Consider the following 18,716-nt stretch of genomic DNA (forward strand, 5'->3'; position numbering starts at 1 on the left):
ACACTGTTGCTGCATGGTGTCCTCGTGGGACAACCGGCCTTCATAAGTTGCTATTGAGTGGGGCGCTCGGGACTGCCCTCGGAAGCAGAGAAGCGGATCGGGAACTGCGTTATCGCTTGCTCCGAGCTGTCATGTCACTCTCCCGACACAGCTATCCGGGGGTCGAGCCCGTACTGCGCGGGCGCGCCGAGGTGGTCGCGGAGGGTTGTGCCTTCGTAGTCGTCGTGGAAGAGTCCGCGTCCCTGTAATAGGGGGACGACCTCGTCGACGAAGGTGTCGATGCCGTCTTCGTTGATGTCGATGGAGACCCAGAACCCGTCGCAGGCACCGGCTTCGAACCATTCCTGCATGTGGTCCGCGGTGACGGAGGGAGGTCCGACGGGGGTGGGGTGGTAGTCGATGACGCCGTGCGCGAGGATGTCGCGGACCGTCCACCCTTCACGGGCGACTTCCAGGGCATGCGCGGAGCGGGGATCGAACGGGCTGGCATGGGCTGCGGCCAGCTGGGAGGGGGTCAGTGGCTGGTCCAGTTGATCGACCTTCAGGTCGAGACCCAGCATGGAACCCAAGTACGGGACACGGGCCGGGAAGATCTTTTCGCCCAGCGCGACGCGGCGGTCCAGAGCTGCTCGCTTGGTTGCGGCGATGGCCGGCATCACTCCAGCGAAGAATTTCACCTCGTCGGGGTTACGTCCTGCCCGGCGCGCCGCTTCGCGGATAGCCTCGCGCTGGCTGCGTGCGTCCGCAATGGTGAACACCGCGCCGATAACCCCGCTGGCGTACCGGCCGGCGAGTTCTGCACCGTTTGATCCGCCGCCGGCGGAGAAGATGACCGGCTGGCCCTGCTCGGAGGGTGGGATGGGCAGCGGTCCGCGGGAAGCGACGTACTCCCCTTGCAGGTTGATGGGCTGGATCTTGGCCGGGTCAGCGAACCGGCCGGTAGCGGTGTCCTTCACCCAGGCGTCCCGCTGCCAACTCCCCCACAGCGCCTGCGTGATCTGGATAGTCTCGTGGGCGCGCTGGTAACGCTCCGGCCTGGGCGCAATCGTCCGACCGTAGTTCGCGGCAGCCGCAGGGTCGCTGGTAGTCACAGCGTTCCAGCCGACGCGACCGCGGCTCATCACGTCGAGAGCTTTGAACTGGCGCGCGATGTTGAAGGGCTCGTTGAAGGTCGTGGAGCCGGTGGCCACAAGCCCGATCCGCTCGGTCTCTCGGGCGATGGCCGCCAGCGTCATCATGGGCTCGAGGGTGATCATGAGCGATTCGCGGGTCAGGTCCGCCTGCTCGCCCAGGAAATCAGGCAGGAACAAGAACGCGAACTTACCCGCTCGGCGGCCTGTGCGTAACGAACCTGCGCGTCGAAGCTGGTGTAGTTCGCGGGGTCCACCCCCGGGGCCCGCCAGGCCGAGCCCTGCGACCCATACCCGTTGCCGAGGTGCATGCCCAGGATCATCTGTTTCCCGGTTGTCATATCTTCCTCTTTCTTCTGCGAGTAGGCAGGCCGGTTCAGTGGTGGGCGGCGCGATTGATCGCGACGGTTTCCTCGCGTGAGGGCATCTCCTTTAGGGAGCCGAAGTGCTCCATCAGCCGGTCGCGGGTGCGCGGCGCTTTGTCCTTTTCGGCGGCGGCGAGAGCCTGACCGAGATCCTTGAGGCCCAGCTCAGTGCAGTAGGCCGGAGTTCCGGGCTGCTGGCGCCACGACTCGGCAAGGGGGCCGGCGTCGTACGCGTCGAAACCGCTATCGTCCACGAGCTGCATCACGGTTGCGCGAGCCCCTGCTGAGTCACCCGCGACCGGGATCGCGATCCGGTCGGGGCTGCCGGCCAGCTTCCCCATGCTCCGCTGCGTCTCAGCCAAGGCAGCGTTCCAGGCCTTCACGACCGGGCGTCCCAGCTGCTCCTGGCTCCACATGCTCTCGACCTGCCCGTCAATGACGGCCTCGATGTGCCCGTTCATTCCGGGGTAGTAGTTTGACGTGTCCACGACCACCGTGTTCTCCGGCACGGTCGCGATCAGGTCCTTGAGCTCGGGCTGGACGCCGAACGGAACCGACAAGATGATGACGTCCCTGTCCTTGGTCGCGCGGGCAAGCTCAACCGGCTGCGCACCCGCATCGGACACCTCAGCGCTGACGCTCTCGGGCCCGCGCGCACCTGCAATGAGCACCTCGTGCCCGGCTGCACTGAGTCGACGGGCGATGTTGCCGCCGATTGCTCCGGCGCCGATGACAGAAACTTTCATGGGGGTTCCTCTTCGTTCGTGTGGAGCACAGCCCCGTGGGTTGCGCTCTGGGATAAGGGTTCAGGGGGCTTGCTGTTTTGTGCACCAACCAGCATGATTGATGTACGCAATTTCCCGTACATCTACTGTAAATCATGTACGCGCAAGCCGGTACATCTTTAGGCGTCGCGGATTAGGATAGTAACCATGGCTAGTCGCTTGGCAAACCCGCTCACCATCCCTGCGGAGGACGAGTTCGATCTCTTCGACGTGATGTCAGCCCTGACCGACCCGGTGCGCAGGGCGATCGTCGTGCAGCTCGCGGAAGAACCGGGCCGGGCCTGCAGCAACGCGGACTACGGCGTCTCCAAGTCCGCCCTCACGCGCCACTGGCGCATTCTGCGCGAGTCAGGCCTCATCAAGCAGGAGGCGCACGGAAACAGGCACCGCAACTGGCTCCGCCAAGAAGAACTCGATCGACGGTTCCCCGGACTCCTGGCACTCGTCCTCGACGAATCAGCCCACGGCTCAAAATCGTCCTAGCTGCCGGGCTGGGCTCGCCGGAGCGGCCCTTAGGCGATCTATGGCCGGCGGCAGCGGCCGGTTCCTGGCGTTCGAAGTGGTCGGTGGATACTAGGCGGTTTCCTCCAGGGATACTGGCTGGACATTCTCCCGTTCCTCCAGAGCTCCGGTGACCGAGGCCGTGAGGCTGTTGGCGATGTGGGTGCGGGCGAGTTCGGCCGCACGGGCACCGTCCCCGGCAATGACGAGCTCGAGTATCTGGTGATGCTGGTTCAGGTCGATCGTTCGGGGCTCATCCCCGGAGGGGAGCTCGAGGCCGATGCGGCGGTAGCGGTCAGACTTGTCCCACAGGTCATCCAGAAGCTTGATCATGACGTCGTTGTGCGAGGCGGCGTAGACGGCCCGGTGGAATTCCCGGTGCACCGTGATCGCATCCTCGCCCCAGACACGTGTGACAGGCAGGAGCCTCCCGGCTGCTGCGCGCATTGCTGCGATATCAGCGTCAGTCCGGCGGGAGGCTGCCAGTTCTGTTGCCGATGGTTCGAGTGAGAGTCGGACCTCAAGGAGTTCCTGTGCTTCGGAGGCGCTCATGGTGGCCACCCTGGAATCCCGGTGGGTGTCCATGATGATCAGTCCCTCGCTTGAGAGCCGGCGGATGGCTTCACGCAGCGGGGTGATGCTCATCTGCATGTTGTCGGCCAGCTCGTACTGGGAGATGCGCGAGCCCGGGGCCAGGCCACCGGAGAGGATCAGCTGGCGGAGTTCGCTGTACGCCAGACTGCCCTTACTGGAAAAGACGTTCGTGGTGCTCATCTGACGCTCCGAATCTCTTTGTGAATGTCGGGCAACCGTGCCATTGACACATCTTATAAGAAATTCGATCAAAAGACTTGTGCGGCCCATCACTCCCAGCTAACCTTGATCGCAGGTCTTATAAGATATTCGCTCGGATGACTGGTTAGTCCTTCCACCTAAGGGTTCGTATGGATCCTGGATCCTATAAGAAATAAGATATCCAACTCAGGAGAGATTCAAAGATGAAAATCGTTTCCGCCCACGTCGGCACCATTCCCATCAGCTCGTCTATCCGCAACGCCTTCATCGACTTCACCAAAATGGACTGCACGATCATCGCGCTCGTCTCCGATGTCTTCGTCGACGGCAAGCCTCTGGTGGGCTATGGCTTCAACTCCAACGGCCGCTACAACGCCACGGGCATCCTGAAAGACCGCATCCTTCCGCGCATCATGGACGCCCCGTCCGAGGACCTCCTCGATGAGGACGGCCAGCTCTCGCCGGAGAAGGCATGGGACCTGATGATGTCCAACGAAAAGCCCGGTGGGCACGGCGAACGCTCGGTCGCGGTAGGCGTCGCCGACATGGCACTGCACGACCTCGCCGCCAAGATCGCCGGCGTCCCGCTCTACCGGTGGATCTCAGACCACTACGGTGACGGAAACCCGGACAAGGACGTCTTCGTCTACGCCGCAGGCGGCTACTACGCCCCGGGCAAGAGCCTCGAAGACCTGCAGAACGAAATGCGCGGCTTCCTCGCCAAGGGCTACAACGTGGTCAAAATGAAGATCGGCGGCGCCGACCTGGCCGAAGACCTCCGACGCATCGAAGCCGTGATCGAGGTCCTCGACGGCGATGCTTCCCGCCTGATGGTGGACGTCAACGGCAAGTTCGACCTGGAGACCGCGCTGGAATACGGCAAAGCCATCGACCAGTACGGCCTGTTCTGGTACGAGGAAGTCGGTGACCCGCTGGACTACGCCCTGAACGCCACCCTCTCCGAGCACTACAAAAACCCGATCGCCACCGGAGAGAACCTGTTCTCCCTCCAGGACGCACGAAACCTGATCCGCTACGGCGGGATGCGCCCGGACCGCGACTTCATCCAGGTCGACCCGGCTCTGAGCTACGGCCTGACCGAATACCGCCGGATCCAGGACATGCTCGCCCAGCACGGCTGGTCCTCACGCCGCTGCATCCCGCACGGCGGACACCAGTTCTCCCTGCACATCGCAGCAGCCCTCAAACTCGGCGGCAACGAATCCTACCCGGGCGAGTTCCAGCCCACCGGCGGCTTCACTGACGATGCTGTCATCGTCAACAGCCGTGTGGCCCCGGGCGACCTGCCGGGCATCGGGCTCGAAGGCAAGGCCGAGTTCTACAAAGTCCTGCGCGCACTGCACAACTAACCATTCTGGTAGTGCCACGGTCCCGGGCAGCATCACTGCCCGGGACCGCACCTCCCCATTTTTCTCTGTCTGTCGTGCAAAGGAGCACCCAAGATGTCGTCCCACACCATGCAGAACCCGCAACGTTACGCACCGCCCAAGCAGCGGTCCCGGTTCGGCCGGCTGATCCGCGAACTCTGGTTCCAAGTTGTCCTGGGCGCCGTCCTGGGCATCGCCGTCGGGCTGCTTCTTCCGTCCGTCGGTAAACAGCTCACCCCACTCAGCGACTGGTTCATCGCCCTGGTGAAGATGATCGTCATCCCTGTGGTGTTCTGCGTCGTGTCTCTCGGCATTGCCTCGATGGACAGCCTGCGCAAAGCCGGCCGGATCGGAGTGAAGGCACTGGGCTACTTCATCGCCCTGTCACTGGTGTCGATGCTGATCGGCCTGGTCGTCGCCAACGTGTTCCGCCCCGGCGAAGGCATGAACATCGATCCGTCACAGTTGGATTCCAGTAAGGTTCCTGCGGCAGCTAACAAGGGCTTCGATGGCCTCGAGTTCGTCAGCAACATCATTCCGGAATCATTGTTCGGCGCCCTGACAGGCCACACCATCATCGCCGCGCTGATGGTCTCCATTGTGTTCGGCGCCGCCATGAACGTCTCCGGCGAAGCCGGCGCCTTCCTTACCAAGGGCATCCAGGCCCTGTCGACGGTGATCTTCAAGATCGTCACCTGGGTCATGCGCCTTGCCCCCATCGGCACGTTCGGTGCGCTGGCGGCCGTGGTGGCCAACTACGGCACCCAGAGCCTGCAGCAGCTCGGCTACCTCGTTCTGCTGTTCACTGCAACCTGCATCCTCTACGTCCTCGTGGTCCTGGGCATTATCGCCCGTACCTGCGGACTGAACATCTTCACGGTGATGCGCTACTTCAAGGCAGAACTGCTGATCGCCCTGAGTACCTGCTCCAGCGAAGCGGTCCTCCCGCAGCTGATCAAGAAGCTCGAAGCCATGGGCGTCGGCAAATCCACCGTCGGCATCGTGATCCCGTCCGGATTCTCCTTCAACCTCGACGGATCCGCCGTCTACCTGACCATGGCCTCGGTGTTCCTGGCCCAGGCCGTGGGCATGGACCTCTCCTGGGAACAGCAGCTCGTCATGGTCGGCGTTATGATGCTCACCAGCAAGGGCACCGCCGGAATCGCCGGCGGCGCGTTCATCGTCCTGGCCAGCACCCTGAGCTCCGTCGGCGGCATCCCGCTCGCTGCTCTGGCCCTCATCGTGGGTATCGACCGGCTCCTGAACGAAGGCCGCGTCTTCATCAACGTCCTGGGCAACGTGATGGCAGCCGTCGTCGTCGGCAAGTGGGAAAAGGACTACGACCCCGAACAGGCCCGCAAAGCCCTGCACGCCCATGGCCAGAAAAGGAACGAAATCGAAGCAAAGACACCGGCCGCCGTGGAGGCGGACAAGGTCGACGTCCACTAACGCCGCACCCGGTCAGGGCTGCCGCGCACACCGCGGCGGCCCTAACCGGTGTGAACCGTAAAGCTACAGCCGCTATTGACAGCGCATCCCAGCAACCGGAATAGGAACGTACCCTCACCATGGCCCCCCGCATCCTGATCACCACCGACTACCTCCACCCGGGAGATAACGTCGACCAGCTCCTGCGGAAGCACGGTCTTGAACCGGTCTACTCGCCATCCCGGGGGACCCGGACCCTAGAGGAACGCCGCTCGTTGTTCGAGGGCATATCCGGTGCGATCCTCGCCAGCGAACCGGTCACCGCCGACATGCTCACCGGCGCTGGCTCCCTCCAAGTCATCGCGCGCAGCGGCGTGGGATATGACTCCATTGACCTCCAGGCCGCGGCCGCACAAGGGATCAGGGTATGCAACGCTCCCGGAACCAATCATCACTCGGTCGCGGAACTGACCATCGGGCTGATCATCATGGCCGCACGCCGCCTCTTGGAGGTCACCACCACCGTTCGCATGGGCGACTGGCCCCGGGAAGCCGGCCATGAGCTACGAGGTTCCACTCTGGGCATCATTGGCTTCGGCCCAAGCGGACGCGCCACCGCAAGCCTGGGCGTCGCCCTCGGCATGACCGTCCTGGTCAGCACCGCCCACCCCGACCGCGAGAACACTGCGGTCCAGTTCACCGATCCCGACACCGTCATCCGCGACGCTGACTATCTCTCCCTGCACACCCGCGGAGGCCACGGCGCCGGCAAACTCCTTAACGCGCCCCGGCTGCAAGCGATGAAACCCACCGCAGTCCTCATCAACACGGCCCGCGGCTCACTCGTGGATGAAGAGGCCCTGGCCAAAGCACTGTCCGACGGCACCATCGCCGGCGCCGCGCTGGACGTGCTCGAGAGCGAACCCCTGCCCGGCGACAGCCCCCTTCGGGGACTGGACAACGTGCTCATCACCTCCCACCTCGCCGGACAAACGATCGAGGCACGGACGCGCGCAGGGCTGGCAGCCGCGAGCGCCGTCATCGACGTCCTTGAAAACCGCGAACCGGCACATCCTGTGGACCGCTAACCCCAAACACCTGACAATGACGAAGAAGGATCCTGATGTCGAAACCCCACCGCATCGCAGTCATTCCCGGCGATGGAATCGGCACCGAAGTCGTGCCCGAAGGCTTGCGCGTTTTGGATGCTGCAGCCTCAGCCTTCGACCTGAACCTCACCTACGAACACTTCGACTACGCCTCGGCTGACTACTACACCCGGCACGGGGAAATGCTGCCCGACGGCTGGTTCGATGAACTGAACCAGTTCGATTCCATCTTCTTCGGCGCAGTCGGCTGGCCCGATGTCGTCCCCGACCACGTCTCGCTGTGGGGCAGCCTGCTGCAGTTCCGCCGCCACTTCGACCAGTACGTCAGCCTCCGCCCGGTCAAACTCCTGCCCGGCGTGCCCAGCCCCCTGACCGGCCGGGTCCCGGGCGATGTCGACTTCTACGTCGTACGCGAAAACACCGAAGGCGAATACTCCAGCATCGGCGGGAAGATCTTCGAGGGCACCGACCGCGAAACTGTCGTCCAGGAAACCGTCATGACCCGCACCGGCGTGGACCGGATTCTCAAGTACGCCTTCGACCTGGCCCAGAGCCGGCCCAAGAAACATTTGACCTCCGCCACAAAGAGCAACGGCATCTCCATCACCATGCCCTACTGGGACGAACGGGTACAGGCCATGGCCGCGGCCTACCCAGGGATTAACGTGGACAAGTTCCACATCGATATCCTGGCGGCGAACTTTGTCATGCACCCGGACTGGTTCGACGTTGTCGTCGCCAGCAACCTCTTCGGCGACATCCTCTCCGACCTCGGGCCGGCCTGCACCGGGACCATCGGCATCGCCCCCAGCGGCAACATCAACCCCGAACGCAAGTTCCCCAGCCTCTTCGAACCCGTCCACGGCTCCGCCCCGGACATCGCCGGCAAGGGCATCGCCAACCCCATCGGCCAGATCTGGTGCGCCGCCATGATGCTCGACCACTTGGGGGAACCCGAAGCCGCGGCCGCCATCACCACCGCCATGGAAACCGTGCTCGCCCACGGGTCTCGGGCCCTCACAGCCGACATGGGCGGTAACGCCACCACCGAAGAACTGGGCAAGGCAGTGGCGTCGGCCCTCAACGCACCGTAAACGCATCAACCGGCCACCAGGGCAGGCGCCTGCCAGGCTACGGAGAGCCAATTATGCTCCGCCACTCCAAAGGTGAGGGTAGTGCCGGCTCAGATCCTGTGCAGGCGGCCGGCATCCAAACGCACCATACGGTGCGCCACCGACCGCGCGTAGGCGAGGTCATGCGTGACCAGCACGACGGCGGCGCCCGCCGCTGCAGCTTGCCGCACCGCGGTGTCCAGCATGGCCAGGCCGTGGCGGTCGAGGCCGACCGTGGGCTCGTCGAGGGCCATAACGCGCGGCTGCCTGGCGAGGACCGTGGCCAGTGCCAAGAGCCGCTGCCGGGAGGCAGGCAGCTCAGCGGGGTGCGTTCCCGCTGCTTCCGCGAGACCCACAGCGGCCAATGCACGCCGAACCGACGCTGTGGCTGCCCGGCCGCCGGCCAGCCCGAATCCGACTTCCCGTTCCGCTGTCCGCTCGAACAGCTGGTCCCGGGGGTTCTGGAAGAGCAGACCGACGTCCGCGGCCACCCTGCCAGGGAGCAGCCCGGCAATGTCCTGCCCGTTGATCCGGACGCTGCCGGCCAGCGGCTGAAGCAGGCCGTTCAGGTGCCGCAGCAGCGTGGACTTTCCCGCTCCATTCGGCCCGGTAACAGCAACGATCTCGCCGGGATGAATTGCCAGGCACACGCCGTCCAGGACGGCGGGGTTCGCCGCGCCCGCAGCAGGCCGACGGGACCGCCTCCGCGCGGGCGGCCGTTCGTAGGCGAAGCGCACATCGCGGAGCTCCAGCGCGGGAAGCCCCGCCGGCACGGACGCAATCCCAGCTTCAGGGATGCCGGCTTGACCGGCCCGGGCCGGCTGTCGCGGTGCTGACCCGTCCCGGCCAGTACACGCCCCCATCACGCCGGCGGCAGCGAGTTCCCCGGACGCGGCAAGTTGCGCGGCGGTGCCCTCGACAACCGACGCGCCGTTGCTCAGCAGGATGCAGTGGTCGGCGTCGTGCAGCAGCGCGTCCACCTCCTGGGTCAAAACCACGACGGCGGTGCCATCGGCCACGAGGCTCCGCACCAGGGCTGTCAGGGCGGCTGAGCCGTCGGCGTCCAAGGAGGCGAAAGGTTCGTCGAGAACCAGCACGGCCGGGCCGTTGATCATGGCACAGCCGATGGCCAGGCGCCGGAGCTCACCCCCCGAGATCCTGGCCGGGTCACGGTCCAGGAGCTGGTCCAGCCCGGTCAGGGACGCCACCCGCCGGACGGCTTCCAGCATGTCCGCCCGGCCCGTCCCCAGGTTTTCGAGACCAAAGGCCAGCTCCTCGGCCACGGTGGCGCGGACAGTTGACAACGATGCCGCCGCGTCCTGCGGGACAAAGCCAATACGGCGGCACCAGGCGGTCGGGTCGATCTGCGGGTCCCCGGGCGTTCCCCGGAACTCGAGCCGGGTACCGGCCAGTTCCAGAAATCCATCCATGACCCCACCGCGGCCGGGCCGAAGCCAGCCAGCCAGAAGCCGTCCCAAGGTTGACTTGCCGCTGCCCGAGCCGCCGAGGACTGCTGTCAGGGTTCCGGGGGCCAGGGACAGGCTGATACCGCCCAGCACCGGGGCTGCATCACCGTGGTAGGTAAAGCGCCTTATGTGTGCGGCCAGCGCCGGAGCCGACGTGTCGCGCATCCCTACGCGCCCGCCGTCGGAAATCCCAGCCGGGCGGCGATTGCCGCAACGGCGGCCAGGAGCAGCACCAGCCGCACACCACGCTGGAATGGCGGATCGGGAACCTCCCGGTAGCTGGTACGGGGGCCACGGCTGCTGAACCCCCGGGCCTCCAGCGCCTGGGCACGTGTCCCTGCCTCGTCCACCAGGGACAGGACCAGGGGGACGGCCTGCAGCCGGAAGGCGATCACGCGGTGAGCCCAGCCCCGGCGGATCAGCAGGCCCCGGGATTCCTGCGCCTGGCGGATCCGCTGCACCCGCACGCTGATGGCCGGCACCAGGGTGAGGGTCGAGGCGAGGACGAAGCCGAACCGCCCGGTAACGCCCCGCGATGACAGCGCCGCCACCAGGTCAGGCACGCTGACACTGAAGGAGAACAGCATTAGGGCAAGCACGGCGGCGGAAAGCTGCGCCACGCGCTCCACCGCGAACTGCAGCCCTTCGGACGTCACCCGCGCCGGGCCCCACTGGGCCAGGACGGTGCCCCCCTCAGGAAAGAACAGGCCATGCAGCACCAGCAGGGACAACCCCAGGGGAACCAGGACGGCGGCCGCCGCCGGCAGCATCCGGTGGGCAACTCCGGCCACGAACGACAATCCAACGGCACCCGCGCCGACGGCGACGGACAGCGGAAAGCAGGCGGCCGCCGTCGTGATGACCGCGGTGCTGCCGGCAGCCGCCAGCGACGTCAGGGGGTGGAGGCGCATCAGTGGTGGGTCAGGAGTCCTGGCCGGTGGGCCTGCCCGCCTCCATGTCCGGTCCCGGCTGCACGTCCAGTCCCGGCTGCACGTCCAGTCCGGCCAGCACCCGGTGCCGCCGGACGAAGGGGAACTGCAGCCTGGTGCGGCGCGGCAGTGCATACACGAGAAGGGCCACGAGGGTGAAAACAATGGCCTTGTCCATCGGGTCCGAAATCAGGGCCTGCTTGGTGATGGCGGCCAGCAGGCTGTCACCCATGGAGCGGAAGGCGCTGACGATGGCGCCGGTTGCCAGGCCGGACGTGCCGCCGAAGACGAAGGCGGCAACGGGAGCCGAGACCACGCCCCCGATGATGCCCGTCAGGAATCCGGCCACGGGAACGAGGTAGAAGCGACGGAAAACGCCGTGACGGGCGGCGAGGCCGGCCAGGCAGCCGATGAGGGCCGCGCCCGCGGCGAAGGGCAGGACGGTGGGGTTGAAGAAGGACCAGACGATGCTGCTGAGGGCACCGGTTGCCGCCCCGGCGGCCGGACCGGCGAGGACGGCAATCAGCACGGTGCCGATGGCATCAAGGTAGAAGGGTACCAACGTACTGCCCACGAACTGGCCCAGGACGATGTTCAGCACCAGGGCAACCGGAATCAGCACCAGCGTGGAGACGGGCAGCGTGGGGAGCACGGCAACGATCAGCAGGACAGCACCCACGAGGAACCCGGAGAGGGCGATCAAGGCCGCGGCGCTGCCTGGCCCGCCGGTGATGTCGGCGGGCTGGTTGAGGACCAGGTAGATGTAGGTCCCTGCGATGGCCAGGGCTCCGAGGATTTCCAGCAGGCGGCGGTTCCGGGCCGCGGCCGGGCTTTGCGGCGGCAGGGTGAGGGATGGCGATGACATGGCGTTCCTTTGGGGGCAGGCTCTGACGCCCGGAATGCCGGGCGGCGCGGAACGCCGCCTATGTCACCTCGGCGGCAGCCGGGGGCTTCTGCGCCGGCCCGGGTCCGGTACCAGTCTACCGGGAAGCAGCCGGGCACGCGGTGGATAGTAGACTCCCTGACACCTGCCATCCTGACTTTCCGAAAGGCCGAACCATGCCGCATTACGATCTCGCCATCATCGGTTCCGGGTCGGGAAACTCGCTGATCACCCCGTTCTGGGACGGCAAGCGGGTGGCCCTCATCGACGGCGGCGTCTTCGGCGGCACGTGTGTGAATGTGGGGTGCATCCCGACGAAGATGTTTGTCTACCCGGCGGCCCTGGCCGCCGTTCCTGCCGAAGCGTCGCGTCTCGGCGTGGATCTGACGCTGGACAAAGTGCGCTGGAATGCCATCCGTGACCGGATTTTCGGCCGCATCGATGCCATTTCCGAGGACGGCCGGCGCTACCGGGCCGAGGAGCTGGACAACGTGGACCTGTATCAGGAACACGTGCGCTTCACCGGGCCCCGGTCGCTGCGGACGGACTCCGGGACCAGCATCAGCGCCGACCAGGTCGTGGTGGCCGCCGGGTCGCGGGCGGTGGTGCCGGACGTGCCCGGCATGGACCTCCCCCAGGTGCATACCTCTGACACCGTGATGCGCATCGACGGCCCGCCCAGGCACGTTGTGGTGGTGGGCGGCGGCTACATCGCCGCGGAGTTCGCCGCCATCTTCCACGGCTTCGGGACCGAGGTGGTCCAGGTCAACCGCTCCCAACGGCTCCTCCGCGGCAATGACGAGGAAATTTCGCGGCACTTCGCCGAGGCTGCCGCCCGCCGCTGGAAGCTGGAGCTCGGCTTCTCGCTGCAGGCGGTGGAGGACAACAGGGATGGCCGGGTCACAGCGGTGTTCGACGACGGCGACGGCAAGCAGTTGCGCCTCGAGACGGACATCGTGCTCATGGCCACCGGACGGGTTCCGAACACGGACCGGCTGGACGTCGATGCGGCAGGCCTGGACCTGAGCGATGACAAAACCTTGTCCGTCGACGCGCAGCTGCGGATCCTTTCCAACGGTGAACCGCTGGCGGGCGTTTATGCGTTGGGCGACATTGCCAACCGCTATCAGCTCAAGCACGTGGCCAACCGGGAGGCGCGGGTGGTGGCCCACAACCTCGAACACCCGGACGGGCCGCGGAGCATCGACTACACGGGCGTTCCGTTTGCGGTGTTCAGCAATCCGCAGGTGGCCGCCGTCGGGCTGACGGAGCAAGAAGCCCGGCAGGAGGCTGTAGACGGCACGGACATCGTGGTGGCCGTCCAGGAATACGGCAGCACGGCCTATGGCTGGGCCATGGAGGACGCCGAGGGAATCGTCAAACTGATCGCGGAGAAGTCCACCGGCCGGCTGCTCGGGGCGCACATCCTCGGCCACGAGGCCTCCATCCTGATCCAGCCCCTGGTCCAGGCGATCGTGCTGTCCACCCCTGTGTCCACCCTCGCACGGGGACCGTACTGGATTCACCCGGCCCTGACCGAGGTGGTGGAAAACGCCCTGCTGGCGCTGGACGTGGACTTACCTGACAACGCGCCGCTGTAGGCTAACGTTCAGCGCAGCCGTGCTGCGAGGGCCCCGACGGACCGAATCAATTCCCCGAAGGCCTGCTCAGGTTTGTTGTCCGCCACAATCCTGGCGTTGGGCGGGTGCTGCCACAGGTTCCGGTAGTCGGCCACGGTGGTCCCCACCAGCAGCGGCGAGTCAACCTCCACGTCCACCGTGGCCAGGCGGGTTGCGTAGTCGAGTGTCCCGGCTGCCACACCGGCGGCGAAGTAGTCGTGGACGTGCGCCACGTAGCCCTGCCCGTAGAGCCGGTGGAACTCAAAGTAGAAGCGCAGGGCGTCCGACAGGTGCCGCACCAGCGGGCTGTCCGCGGTGCTCCTGATTCCTTCGGGCTGCTTCGGCAGGACCAGTTCCCGCTCAGCGCAGCCGGCCGCCTCCGCAAGCCGCAACACATGTTCGGGCCGCAGCTCGATCCGCTCAGTGGTGTCCAGTGAACAGACAATGGGCAGCCGTTCCACCGGCACGCCGCGGTAGGCCGCGTAGACTTCCTTGGCCGCCTGCGGATCCACGTGGGTGTTCCATTCAGCGGTGGGGGTGGTGTTGCCCTGGTGGTAGAAGCTGCCGCCCATGATCACCACCTTGCCCAGCAGTTCGGGCAGCCGGGGTTCCCGCCGGATGGCCAGTGCGAAGTTCGTCAGCGGGGCCGTGATCAGGGCCGTCAGCTCCCCCGGGCTCGCCCGGGCCGCCTCAACCCACAGGTCGGCGGCGTGCCGCGCCGACACCGCCCCGATCGGCGGAGGGAGGACGGCGTGGCCGATGCCCTGCGGTCCGTGGGTTTCCGGCGTTGTCACCAGCGGGATGGCGAGCGGGCCTTCAGCGCCGACGGCGACCTGCACCCCTTCGCGTCCGCACAGCTCCAGCATGGCGAGGGTGTTTCGTGCCACCTGGTGCGCGTCCACATTCCCCGGCGACGCCGTGACGGCCACGAACTCGACGTCGGGCAGCGAGGCCAGGTAGGCCAGCGCCAGGGCGTCGTCGATCCCGGTGTCAACGTCCAGCAGGAGCCTGGTCATCGGCCGTTTCTCCTAAAAGAGTGCGACTTTGGGGACCTTGGGGAAGATCCGGTCGAGTTCGTCCAGCTCAGCCGGTGTGGGCACCCAGGCGACGGCCTCGGCGTTCTGAAGGATCTGTTCGGGCCTGGTGGCCCCGGCGATCACGCTGCTGACCGCGGGCTGGGCCGCGAGCCAGGAGAACGCCACCTGGATCTCGGACAGCTGGCGTGCCGCAGCGAACGCGCTGAACCGCTGGAGCTGGTCCCAGGCGGCGTCGTGCACCATGTGTGTCCGGGTATGGCTGAGGCGGGAACCTGCCGGTGCCGTGTCCGGCGAATACTTTCCGGTGAGAAGCCCGTTGGCCAACGGGAAATACGGCAGGACGCCGAGGCCGTAGGCTTCCGCCGCCGGAGTGACCTCCAGTTCGGCCCGCCGGTCCAGGAGGTTGTAGTGGTTCTGGGTGGAGATAAAACGCGTCCCGCCGGCGGCGCGCGCAACGAATTCCGCCTCGGCGATCTGCCAGCCGGCGCGGTTTGAGTGCCCGATGTAGCGGACCTTGCCGCTGGTGACGAGGTCATCAAGGGCAGACAGGGTTTCCTCGATGGGTGTCAGCGGGTCCGGGGTATGGAACTGGTACAGGTCGATCCAGTCGGTGCCGAGCCGGCGCAGCGACGCCTCCGCCGCCCGCACAATGTAGCGCCGGGATCCCCTGGCACCAAAATCGTTCCCGTTGGCACCCCGGACATGCATGCCGAACTTGGTGGCCACCACGGCGTCGTCGCGCCGGCCGGCGAGGGCCTTTCCCAGCATCGTTTCGCTGAGTCCGGGCTCCCGGCCGTAGTTGTCCGCGACGTCGAAAAGCGTTACGCCGGCGTCGAGGGCTGCATGCACGACGGCGTCAGTCCCCGCCTGCGACTCGGTCACCGTGTTGGCACGGCCCAGGTTGTTGCAGCCGAGCCCCACCACGGAGACGGACAGCCCGGACTTTCCCAGGCGACGGTATTCAGTCATGGAGATCCCCTAGACGCTGAAGATGTTGGCGGGCTTCGCCGAGTGCTTGAGCTTGAAGTTTGCCGGTTCGGTAAAGGGTGCGGCGCCGATGCTGAGCTTGGTGAAGTCCAGGTCCTCACCGCGGCTGCAGACCTTGATCGCGTTGACGGCCTTGTTCACTTCCGAGCAGAGGCAGAAGATGTTCAGCTTGTAGTCGCTGAACTCGGAGCGTTCCACGGTTCCCAGGCCACGCCAGGCCAGATGGCTGATGAGCGCATCCTTGGCTTTTTCCTCAAGATAGCGGTCCCGGTCCGTGCCTTCCCTTGTCTTGAGGGCGAACTGGGCAACGACCCAGAACTGCTCTTCCTCGGGGATTTCGGCGTAGCCGTCCTCGGCGCACTGGACAGCGAAGGCGTCCATGAGGCCCTCCACCGCAGCGGCGTCAGCCACATCGGTCTCTTCGGTCCTGCTCTGGTGGCCCACCACGCCGTAGTTCATCACAAACTGGCTGTAGTCCTCGTCGAACCAGCCTTCGCGGAAGTGCAGCACTCCCTCGTCGTCCCGTTTGTAGACCCTGATGATTCCGCTCATGACCGTCCCTTCGTGAACCATTCGACATCTGTGCCGTCGAACGGTGCCTGCTGTGCCTTGACGGCCTGATAAAGCTCTTCCGCGGCACCCTGGATGTCCTGGACCAGGCGGTCCGGATAGTTCATCGCAACTGCGTGCTCGGCAAACTCGTCCTGGTCGTCGATAAAGACGCCGCGCCCGTCCATCCGGATGACGTCCAGATCCATGTCGATCACATGGAACTCGGTGACCGCCGGCCGGATTTCTGTCCATTCGTGGGCCACAGCGAGGTCAATGTAGACCCGGACCCCGTTGGGATGTGCGGAATCGTAGAAGGTGGCAACCCAGTCCCCCGACCGCGGCACCAGCAGCACGGCGTCGGACCGGGTGTAGAACGCGGCGCCGGGCCGCGAACAGAACTCGTTGGTTCCCTGGAAGATCCACCAGCCGTGCCGGTCCTCCCCCAGATACCGTCCCGGGACCACCCAATGGGCTTTGCCGTTCCATTTCCTGTTCCGCGCCACCACCAGTTGGCCTGGCTGGAGTCCTGCGGGAACCCGCGTGGTGCTGGTATGCCGGGCCGGTCCGTATTCTCCTGCGGTACCGGGGTACTTCAGGGCGTCTTCTTCCCTCACAGAATCGGGAGGCTGCCGGTGGTGGGGTGCGCTTGCCCTGGCAGGGGACGCGCAAACGGAACCTTTGTCCCCAAAACCTGCGCGACGACGTCGTGCGTTATCTGCTGTGCCGTCAGCCCCACCCGTTCCATGACCTGGGTCCTGGTGCCGTGGTCCAGGAATTCTGCGGGAAGGCCCACCTCGTTCAAAGCGGTGTCGACCCCGGCGGCGCGCATCTCCTGCCGGATCCGTGAGCCCACGCCGCCGGCCCTGACGCCATCCTCGATGCAGATGACCAGCCGGTGGTGCGAGGCCAGCGCGATGATGGAGCGGCGCACGGGCAGCACCCAGCGCGGGTCCACCACCGTGGTGCTGATGCCCTGGGCGCCCAGCCGGTTGGAAACGTCCAGCGCAAGTTCAGACATTGCGCCCACGCTGACAATCAGGACATCGTTCTCCGTGGAGCCTGCGGGGCGCCGGGCCAGGACGTCGACACCGTCGCTGAGGCGTTCGATGGCTTCCACCTCGGCTCCGACCGTGCCTTTGGAGAAGCGCACCACGGTGGGGGCGTCACTGATGGCCACGGCTTGACGGAGCTCTTCGCGCAGGCGCGAAGCGTCACGCGGCGCGGCGAGGTGCAGCCCGGGCACAATCTGGACCATGGCCATGTCCCACATGCCGTGGTGGCTGGCGCCGTCCGGGCCGGTCACGCCGGCGCGGTCCAGCACGATGGTGACGCCGGCTTTGTGCAGGGCGACATCCATCAGGAGTTGGTCGAAGGCACGGTTGAGGAACGTGGCGTAAACGGCCACGACCGGATGGAGGCCGCCGAAGGCCATGCCGGCGGCCGAGGTCAGTGCGTGCTGCTCGGCAATGCCGACGTCAATCACGCGGTCTGGATGCTTGGCGGCAAACTTGTGCAGGCCCACGGGGATCAGCATGGCGCCGGTGATGCCGACGATGTCGTCCCGCTCATCGGCGATGGCTGCGATCTCGTCGGCGAAAACAGACGTCCAGGACTGTGCCCCGGACGCACCGGTGGGTTCACCGGTTTCGGGGTCGATGATCCCCACCGCGTGGAACTGGTCAGCTTCATGCGCCCGGGCGGGAGCGTAGCCGTGGCCTTTTTCGGTCATGGCATGGACAATCACCGGCCCGGCATAGTTCCGGGCCGTGGACAGGGCGTGCTCCATGGCCTGGAGGTTGTGGCCGTCCACCGGGCCGATGTACTTCATGCCGAGGTCCTCGAACATCCCCTGCGGCGCCCACCAGTCCTTGACGCCCTTTTTGATGGCATGCAGGCTTTTGTAGGTGAACTGCCCCACCGGGCCGCCGTTCTGCAGCCTCCGCTTCCACCAGTCGAGCGTTCCTTCGTAGGCCGGGGCGGCGCGGAAGGAGTCGATGGTGGGGCGAAGCGAGGCGAGGTAGTCAGCGAAGCCGCCAACCGTGGGCGCATAGGAGCGGCCGTTGTCATTGACAACGATGACCACGCGGCGGCGCTTGTCTGCCGCGATGTTGTTGATGGCTTCCCAGGCCATGCCGCCGGTCAGCGCACCGTCACCAACGACCGCGACGACGTAGCGGTCGCCTTCTCCGGTGAGCTGCCGGGCGCGGGAAATGCCGTCCGCCCAGGAGAGGGACGACGACGCGTGCGAGCTTTCCACGATGTCATGCTCTGACTCCACCCTGGACGGGTAGCCGGACATGCCGCCCTGCTGGCGCAGGGTGCTGAAATCCTGGCGGCCGGTCAGAAGCTTGTGCACATAGGACTGGTGTCCTGTGTCGAACACTATGCTGTCCCGCGGCGAATCGAAGATGCGGTGCACGGCAAGCGTCAGTTCCACCACGCCGAGGTTGGGGCCCAGGTGTCCACCCGTCTGGGAAACATTGGATATGAGGAAGCTCCTGACCTCATCAGCCAGTTCTTCGAGCTGCCCCTGGGACAACCCATGCAGGTCCTGCGGATTCCGGATGGTGTCCAAGATTCCCAAATGACCCCTCCTTCAGGTGGTAGACGTGCCTGTTAACTCTAACGCC

At 65.9% G+C, this 18,716-nt stretch carries 18 protein-coding genes; 6 read left to right on the forward strand and 12 right to left on the reverse strand.

Features of this window, described 5'->3' with window-relative positions; genetic code table 11:
• Window positions 1–134: 134 nt before the first annotated feature.
• From IAQ70_RS08385 to IAQ70_RS08390, 3 genes are read right to left on the reverse strand one after another with little or no spacing between them, the layout of a single operon-like run.
• Window positions 135–1,310 (reverse strand): NtaA/DmoA family FMN-dependent monooxygenase, encoded by a 1,176-nt coding sequence (locus IAQ70_RS08385; RefSeq protein WP_223859542.1) that lies wholly within the window; start codon window positions 1,308–1,310, stop codon window positions 135–137.
• Window positions 1,271–1,471 carry a hypothetical protein gene (locus tag IAQ70_RS22680; RefSeq protein WP_223859561.1) on the reverse strand — a complete coding sequence of 67 codons (201 nt, stop codon included), beginning with the start codon at window positions 1,469–1,471 and terminating at the stop codon, window positions 1,271–1,273. Before IAQ70_RS22680 ends, IAQ70_RS08385 begins: the two co-directional genes overlap by 40 nt.
• 35 nt (window positions 1,472–1,506) lie before the next feature.
• On the reverse strand, window positions 1,507–2,241 hold the full coding sequence (locus IAQ70_RS08390) for an NADPH-dependent F420 reductase (protein ID WP_190988852.1): 735 nt from the start codon (window positions 2,239–2,241) through the stop codon (window positions 1,507–1,509).
• 186 nt (window positions 2,242–2,427) lie between these two features.
• Here IAQ70_RS08390 and IAQ70_RS08395 point away from each other — a divergent pair, with 186 nt between their 5' ends.
• On the forward strand, window positions 2,428–2,763 hold the full coding sequence (locus IAQ70_RS08395; protein ID WP_190988853.1) for an ArsR/SmtB family transcription factor: 336 nt from the start codon (window positions 2,428–2,430) through the stop codon (window positions 2,761–2,763).
• Between the two features lie 90 nt (window positions 2,764–2,853).
• On the opposite strand, the gene IAQ70_RS08400 is transcribed toward IAQ70_RS08395, so the two are convergent.
• On the reverse strand, window positions 2,854–3,555 hold the full coding sequence (locus IAQ70_RS08400) for a GntR family transcriptional regulator (protein ID WP_190988854.1): 702 nt from the start codon (window positions 3,553–3,555) through the stop codon (window positions 2,854–2,856).
• 224 nt (window positions 3,556–3,779) lie between these two features.
• On the opposite strand from IAQ70_RS08400, the gene IAQ70_RS08405 reads away from it, so the two are divergent.
• From IAQ70_RS08405 to IAQ70_RS08420, 4 genes are all read left to right on the forward strand, one after another.
• Window positions 3,780–4,946 carry a mandelate racemase/muconate lactonizing enzyme family protein gene (locus IAQ70_RS08405; RefSeq protein WP_190988855.1) on the forward strand — a complete coding sequence of 389 codons (1,167 nt, stop codon included), beginning with the start codon at window positions 3,780–3,782 and terminating at the stop codon, window positions 4,944–4,946.
• A 93-nt stretch (window positions 4,947–5,039) separates the two neighbouring features.
• Window positions 5,040–6,413, forward strand: coding sequence for a cation:dicarboxylate symporter family transporter (locus tag IAQ70_RS08410; protein ID WP_190988856.1), 1,374 nt, complete (start codon window positions 5,040–5,042; stop codon window positions 6,411–6,413).
• 119 nt (window positions 6,414–6,532) lie between these two features.
• Entirely contained in the window at window positions 6,533–7,480 is a 948-nt protein-coding gene (locus IAQ70_RS08415; RefSeq protein ID WP_190988857.1) for a phosphoglycerate dehydrogenase, read from the forward strand.
• 35 nt (window positions 7,481–7,515) lie between these two features.
• The gene (locus IAQ70_RS08420) at window positions 7,516–8,595 is read left to right on the forward strand and encodes a tartrate dehydrogenase (RefSeq protein WP_190988858.1); all 1,080 of its coding nucleotides are present in this window, start codon (window positions 7,516–7,518) and stop codon (window positions 8,593–8,595) included.
• Window positions 8,596–8,684: 89 nt separating this feature from the next.
• Here IAQ70_RS08420 and IAQ70_RS08425 read toward each other — a convergent pair whose 3' ends face one another.
• The 3 genes from IAQ70_RS08425 to IAQ70_RS08435 are packed head-to-tail and all read right to left on the reverse strand — an operon-like array spanning window position 8,685 to window position 11,873.
• Entirely contained in the window at window positions 8,685–10,244 is a 1,560-nt protein-coding gene (locus tag IAQ70_RS08425) for an ABC transporter ATP-binding protein (protein WP_190988859.1), read from the reverse strand.
• A 2-nt stretch (window positions 10,245–10,246) separates the two neighbouring features.
• Window positions 10,247–10,990: an energy-coupling factor transporter transmembrane component T gene (locus IAQ70_RS08430; protein ID WP_190988860.1), complete on the reverse strand. Its 744-nt coding sequence runs from the start codon at window positions 10,988–10,990 to the stop codon at window positions 10,247–10,249.
• Window positions 10,991–11,000: 10 nt separating this feature from the next.
• Complete coding sequence (locus tag IAQ70_RS08435; protein WP_223859568.1) at window positions 11,001–11,873, reverse strand: ECF transporter S component; 873 nt, start codon at window positions 11,871–11,873, stop codon at window positions 11,001–11,003.
• 194 nt (window positions 11,874–12,067) lie between these two features.
• Here IAQ70_RS08435 and IAQ70_RS08440 point away from each other — a divergent pair, with 194 nt between their 5' ends.
• Window positions 12,068–13,492 carry a mycothione reductase gene (locus tag IAQ70_RS08440; protein WP_190988861.1) on the forward strand — a complete coding sequence of 475 codons (1,425 nt, stop codon included), beginning with the start codon at window positions 12,068–12,070 and terminating at the stop codon, window positions 13,490–13,492.
• A gap of 8 nt (window positions 13,493–13,500) precedes the next feature.
• Here the strand turns inward: IAQ70_RS08440 and IAQ70_RS08445 are convergent, their stop codons facing one another.
• From IAQ70_RS08445 to dxs, 5 genes are read right to left on the reverse strand one after another with little or no spacing between them, the layout of a single operon-like run.
• The gene (locus IAQ70_RS08445) at window positions 13,501–14,526 is read right to left on the reverse strand and encodes a nucleoside hydrolase (protein WP_190988862.1); all 1,026 of its coding nucleotides are present in this window, start codon (window positions 14,524–14,526) and stop codon (window positions 13,501–13,503) included.
• 12 nt (window positions 14,527–14,538) lie between these two features.
• Window positions 14,539–15,516 (reverse strand): aldo/keto reductase, encoded by a 978-nt coding sequence (locus IAQ70_RS08450; RefSeq protein ID WP_190988863.1) that lies wholly within the window; start codon window positions 15,514–15,516, stop codon window positions 14,539–14,541.
• A gap of 9 nt (window positions 15,517–15,525) precedes the next feature.
• A complete protein-coding gene (locus IAQ70_RS08455) occupies window positions 15,526–16,086 on the reverse strand; it encodes a hypothetical protein (RefSeq protein WP_190988864.1) in 561 nt (186 codons plus the stop codon).
• Window positions 16,083–16,700, reverse strand: a complete 618-nt coding sequence (locus IAQ70_RS08460) for a DUF402 domain-containing protein (RefSeq protein ID WP_190988865.1) — start codon at window positions 16,698–16,700, stop codon at window positions 16,083–16,085. The genes IAQ70_RS08455 and IAQ70_RS08460 overlap by 4 nt, the downstream gene beginning before the upstream one ends.
• Window positions 16,697–18,670: a 1-deoxy-D-xylulose-5-phosphate synthase gene (gene dxs / locus IAQ70_RS08465; RefSeq protein WP_190988866.1), complete on the reverse strand. Its 1,974-nt coding sequence runs from the start codon at window positions 18,668–18,670 to the stop codon at window positions 16,697–16,699. The genes IAQ70_RS08460 and dxs overlap by 4 nt, the downstream gene beginning before the upstream one ends.
• Window positions 18,671–18,716 lie beyond the last annotated feature (46 nt).

The sequence above is a fragment of the Pseudarthrobacter sulfonivorans genome (genome assembly GCF_014712225.1).
Taxonomy (GTDB): Bacteria; Actinomycetota; Actinomycetes; order Actinomycetales; family Micrococcaceae; genus Arthrobacter; species Arthrobacter sulfonivorans.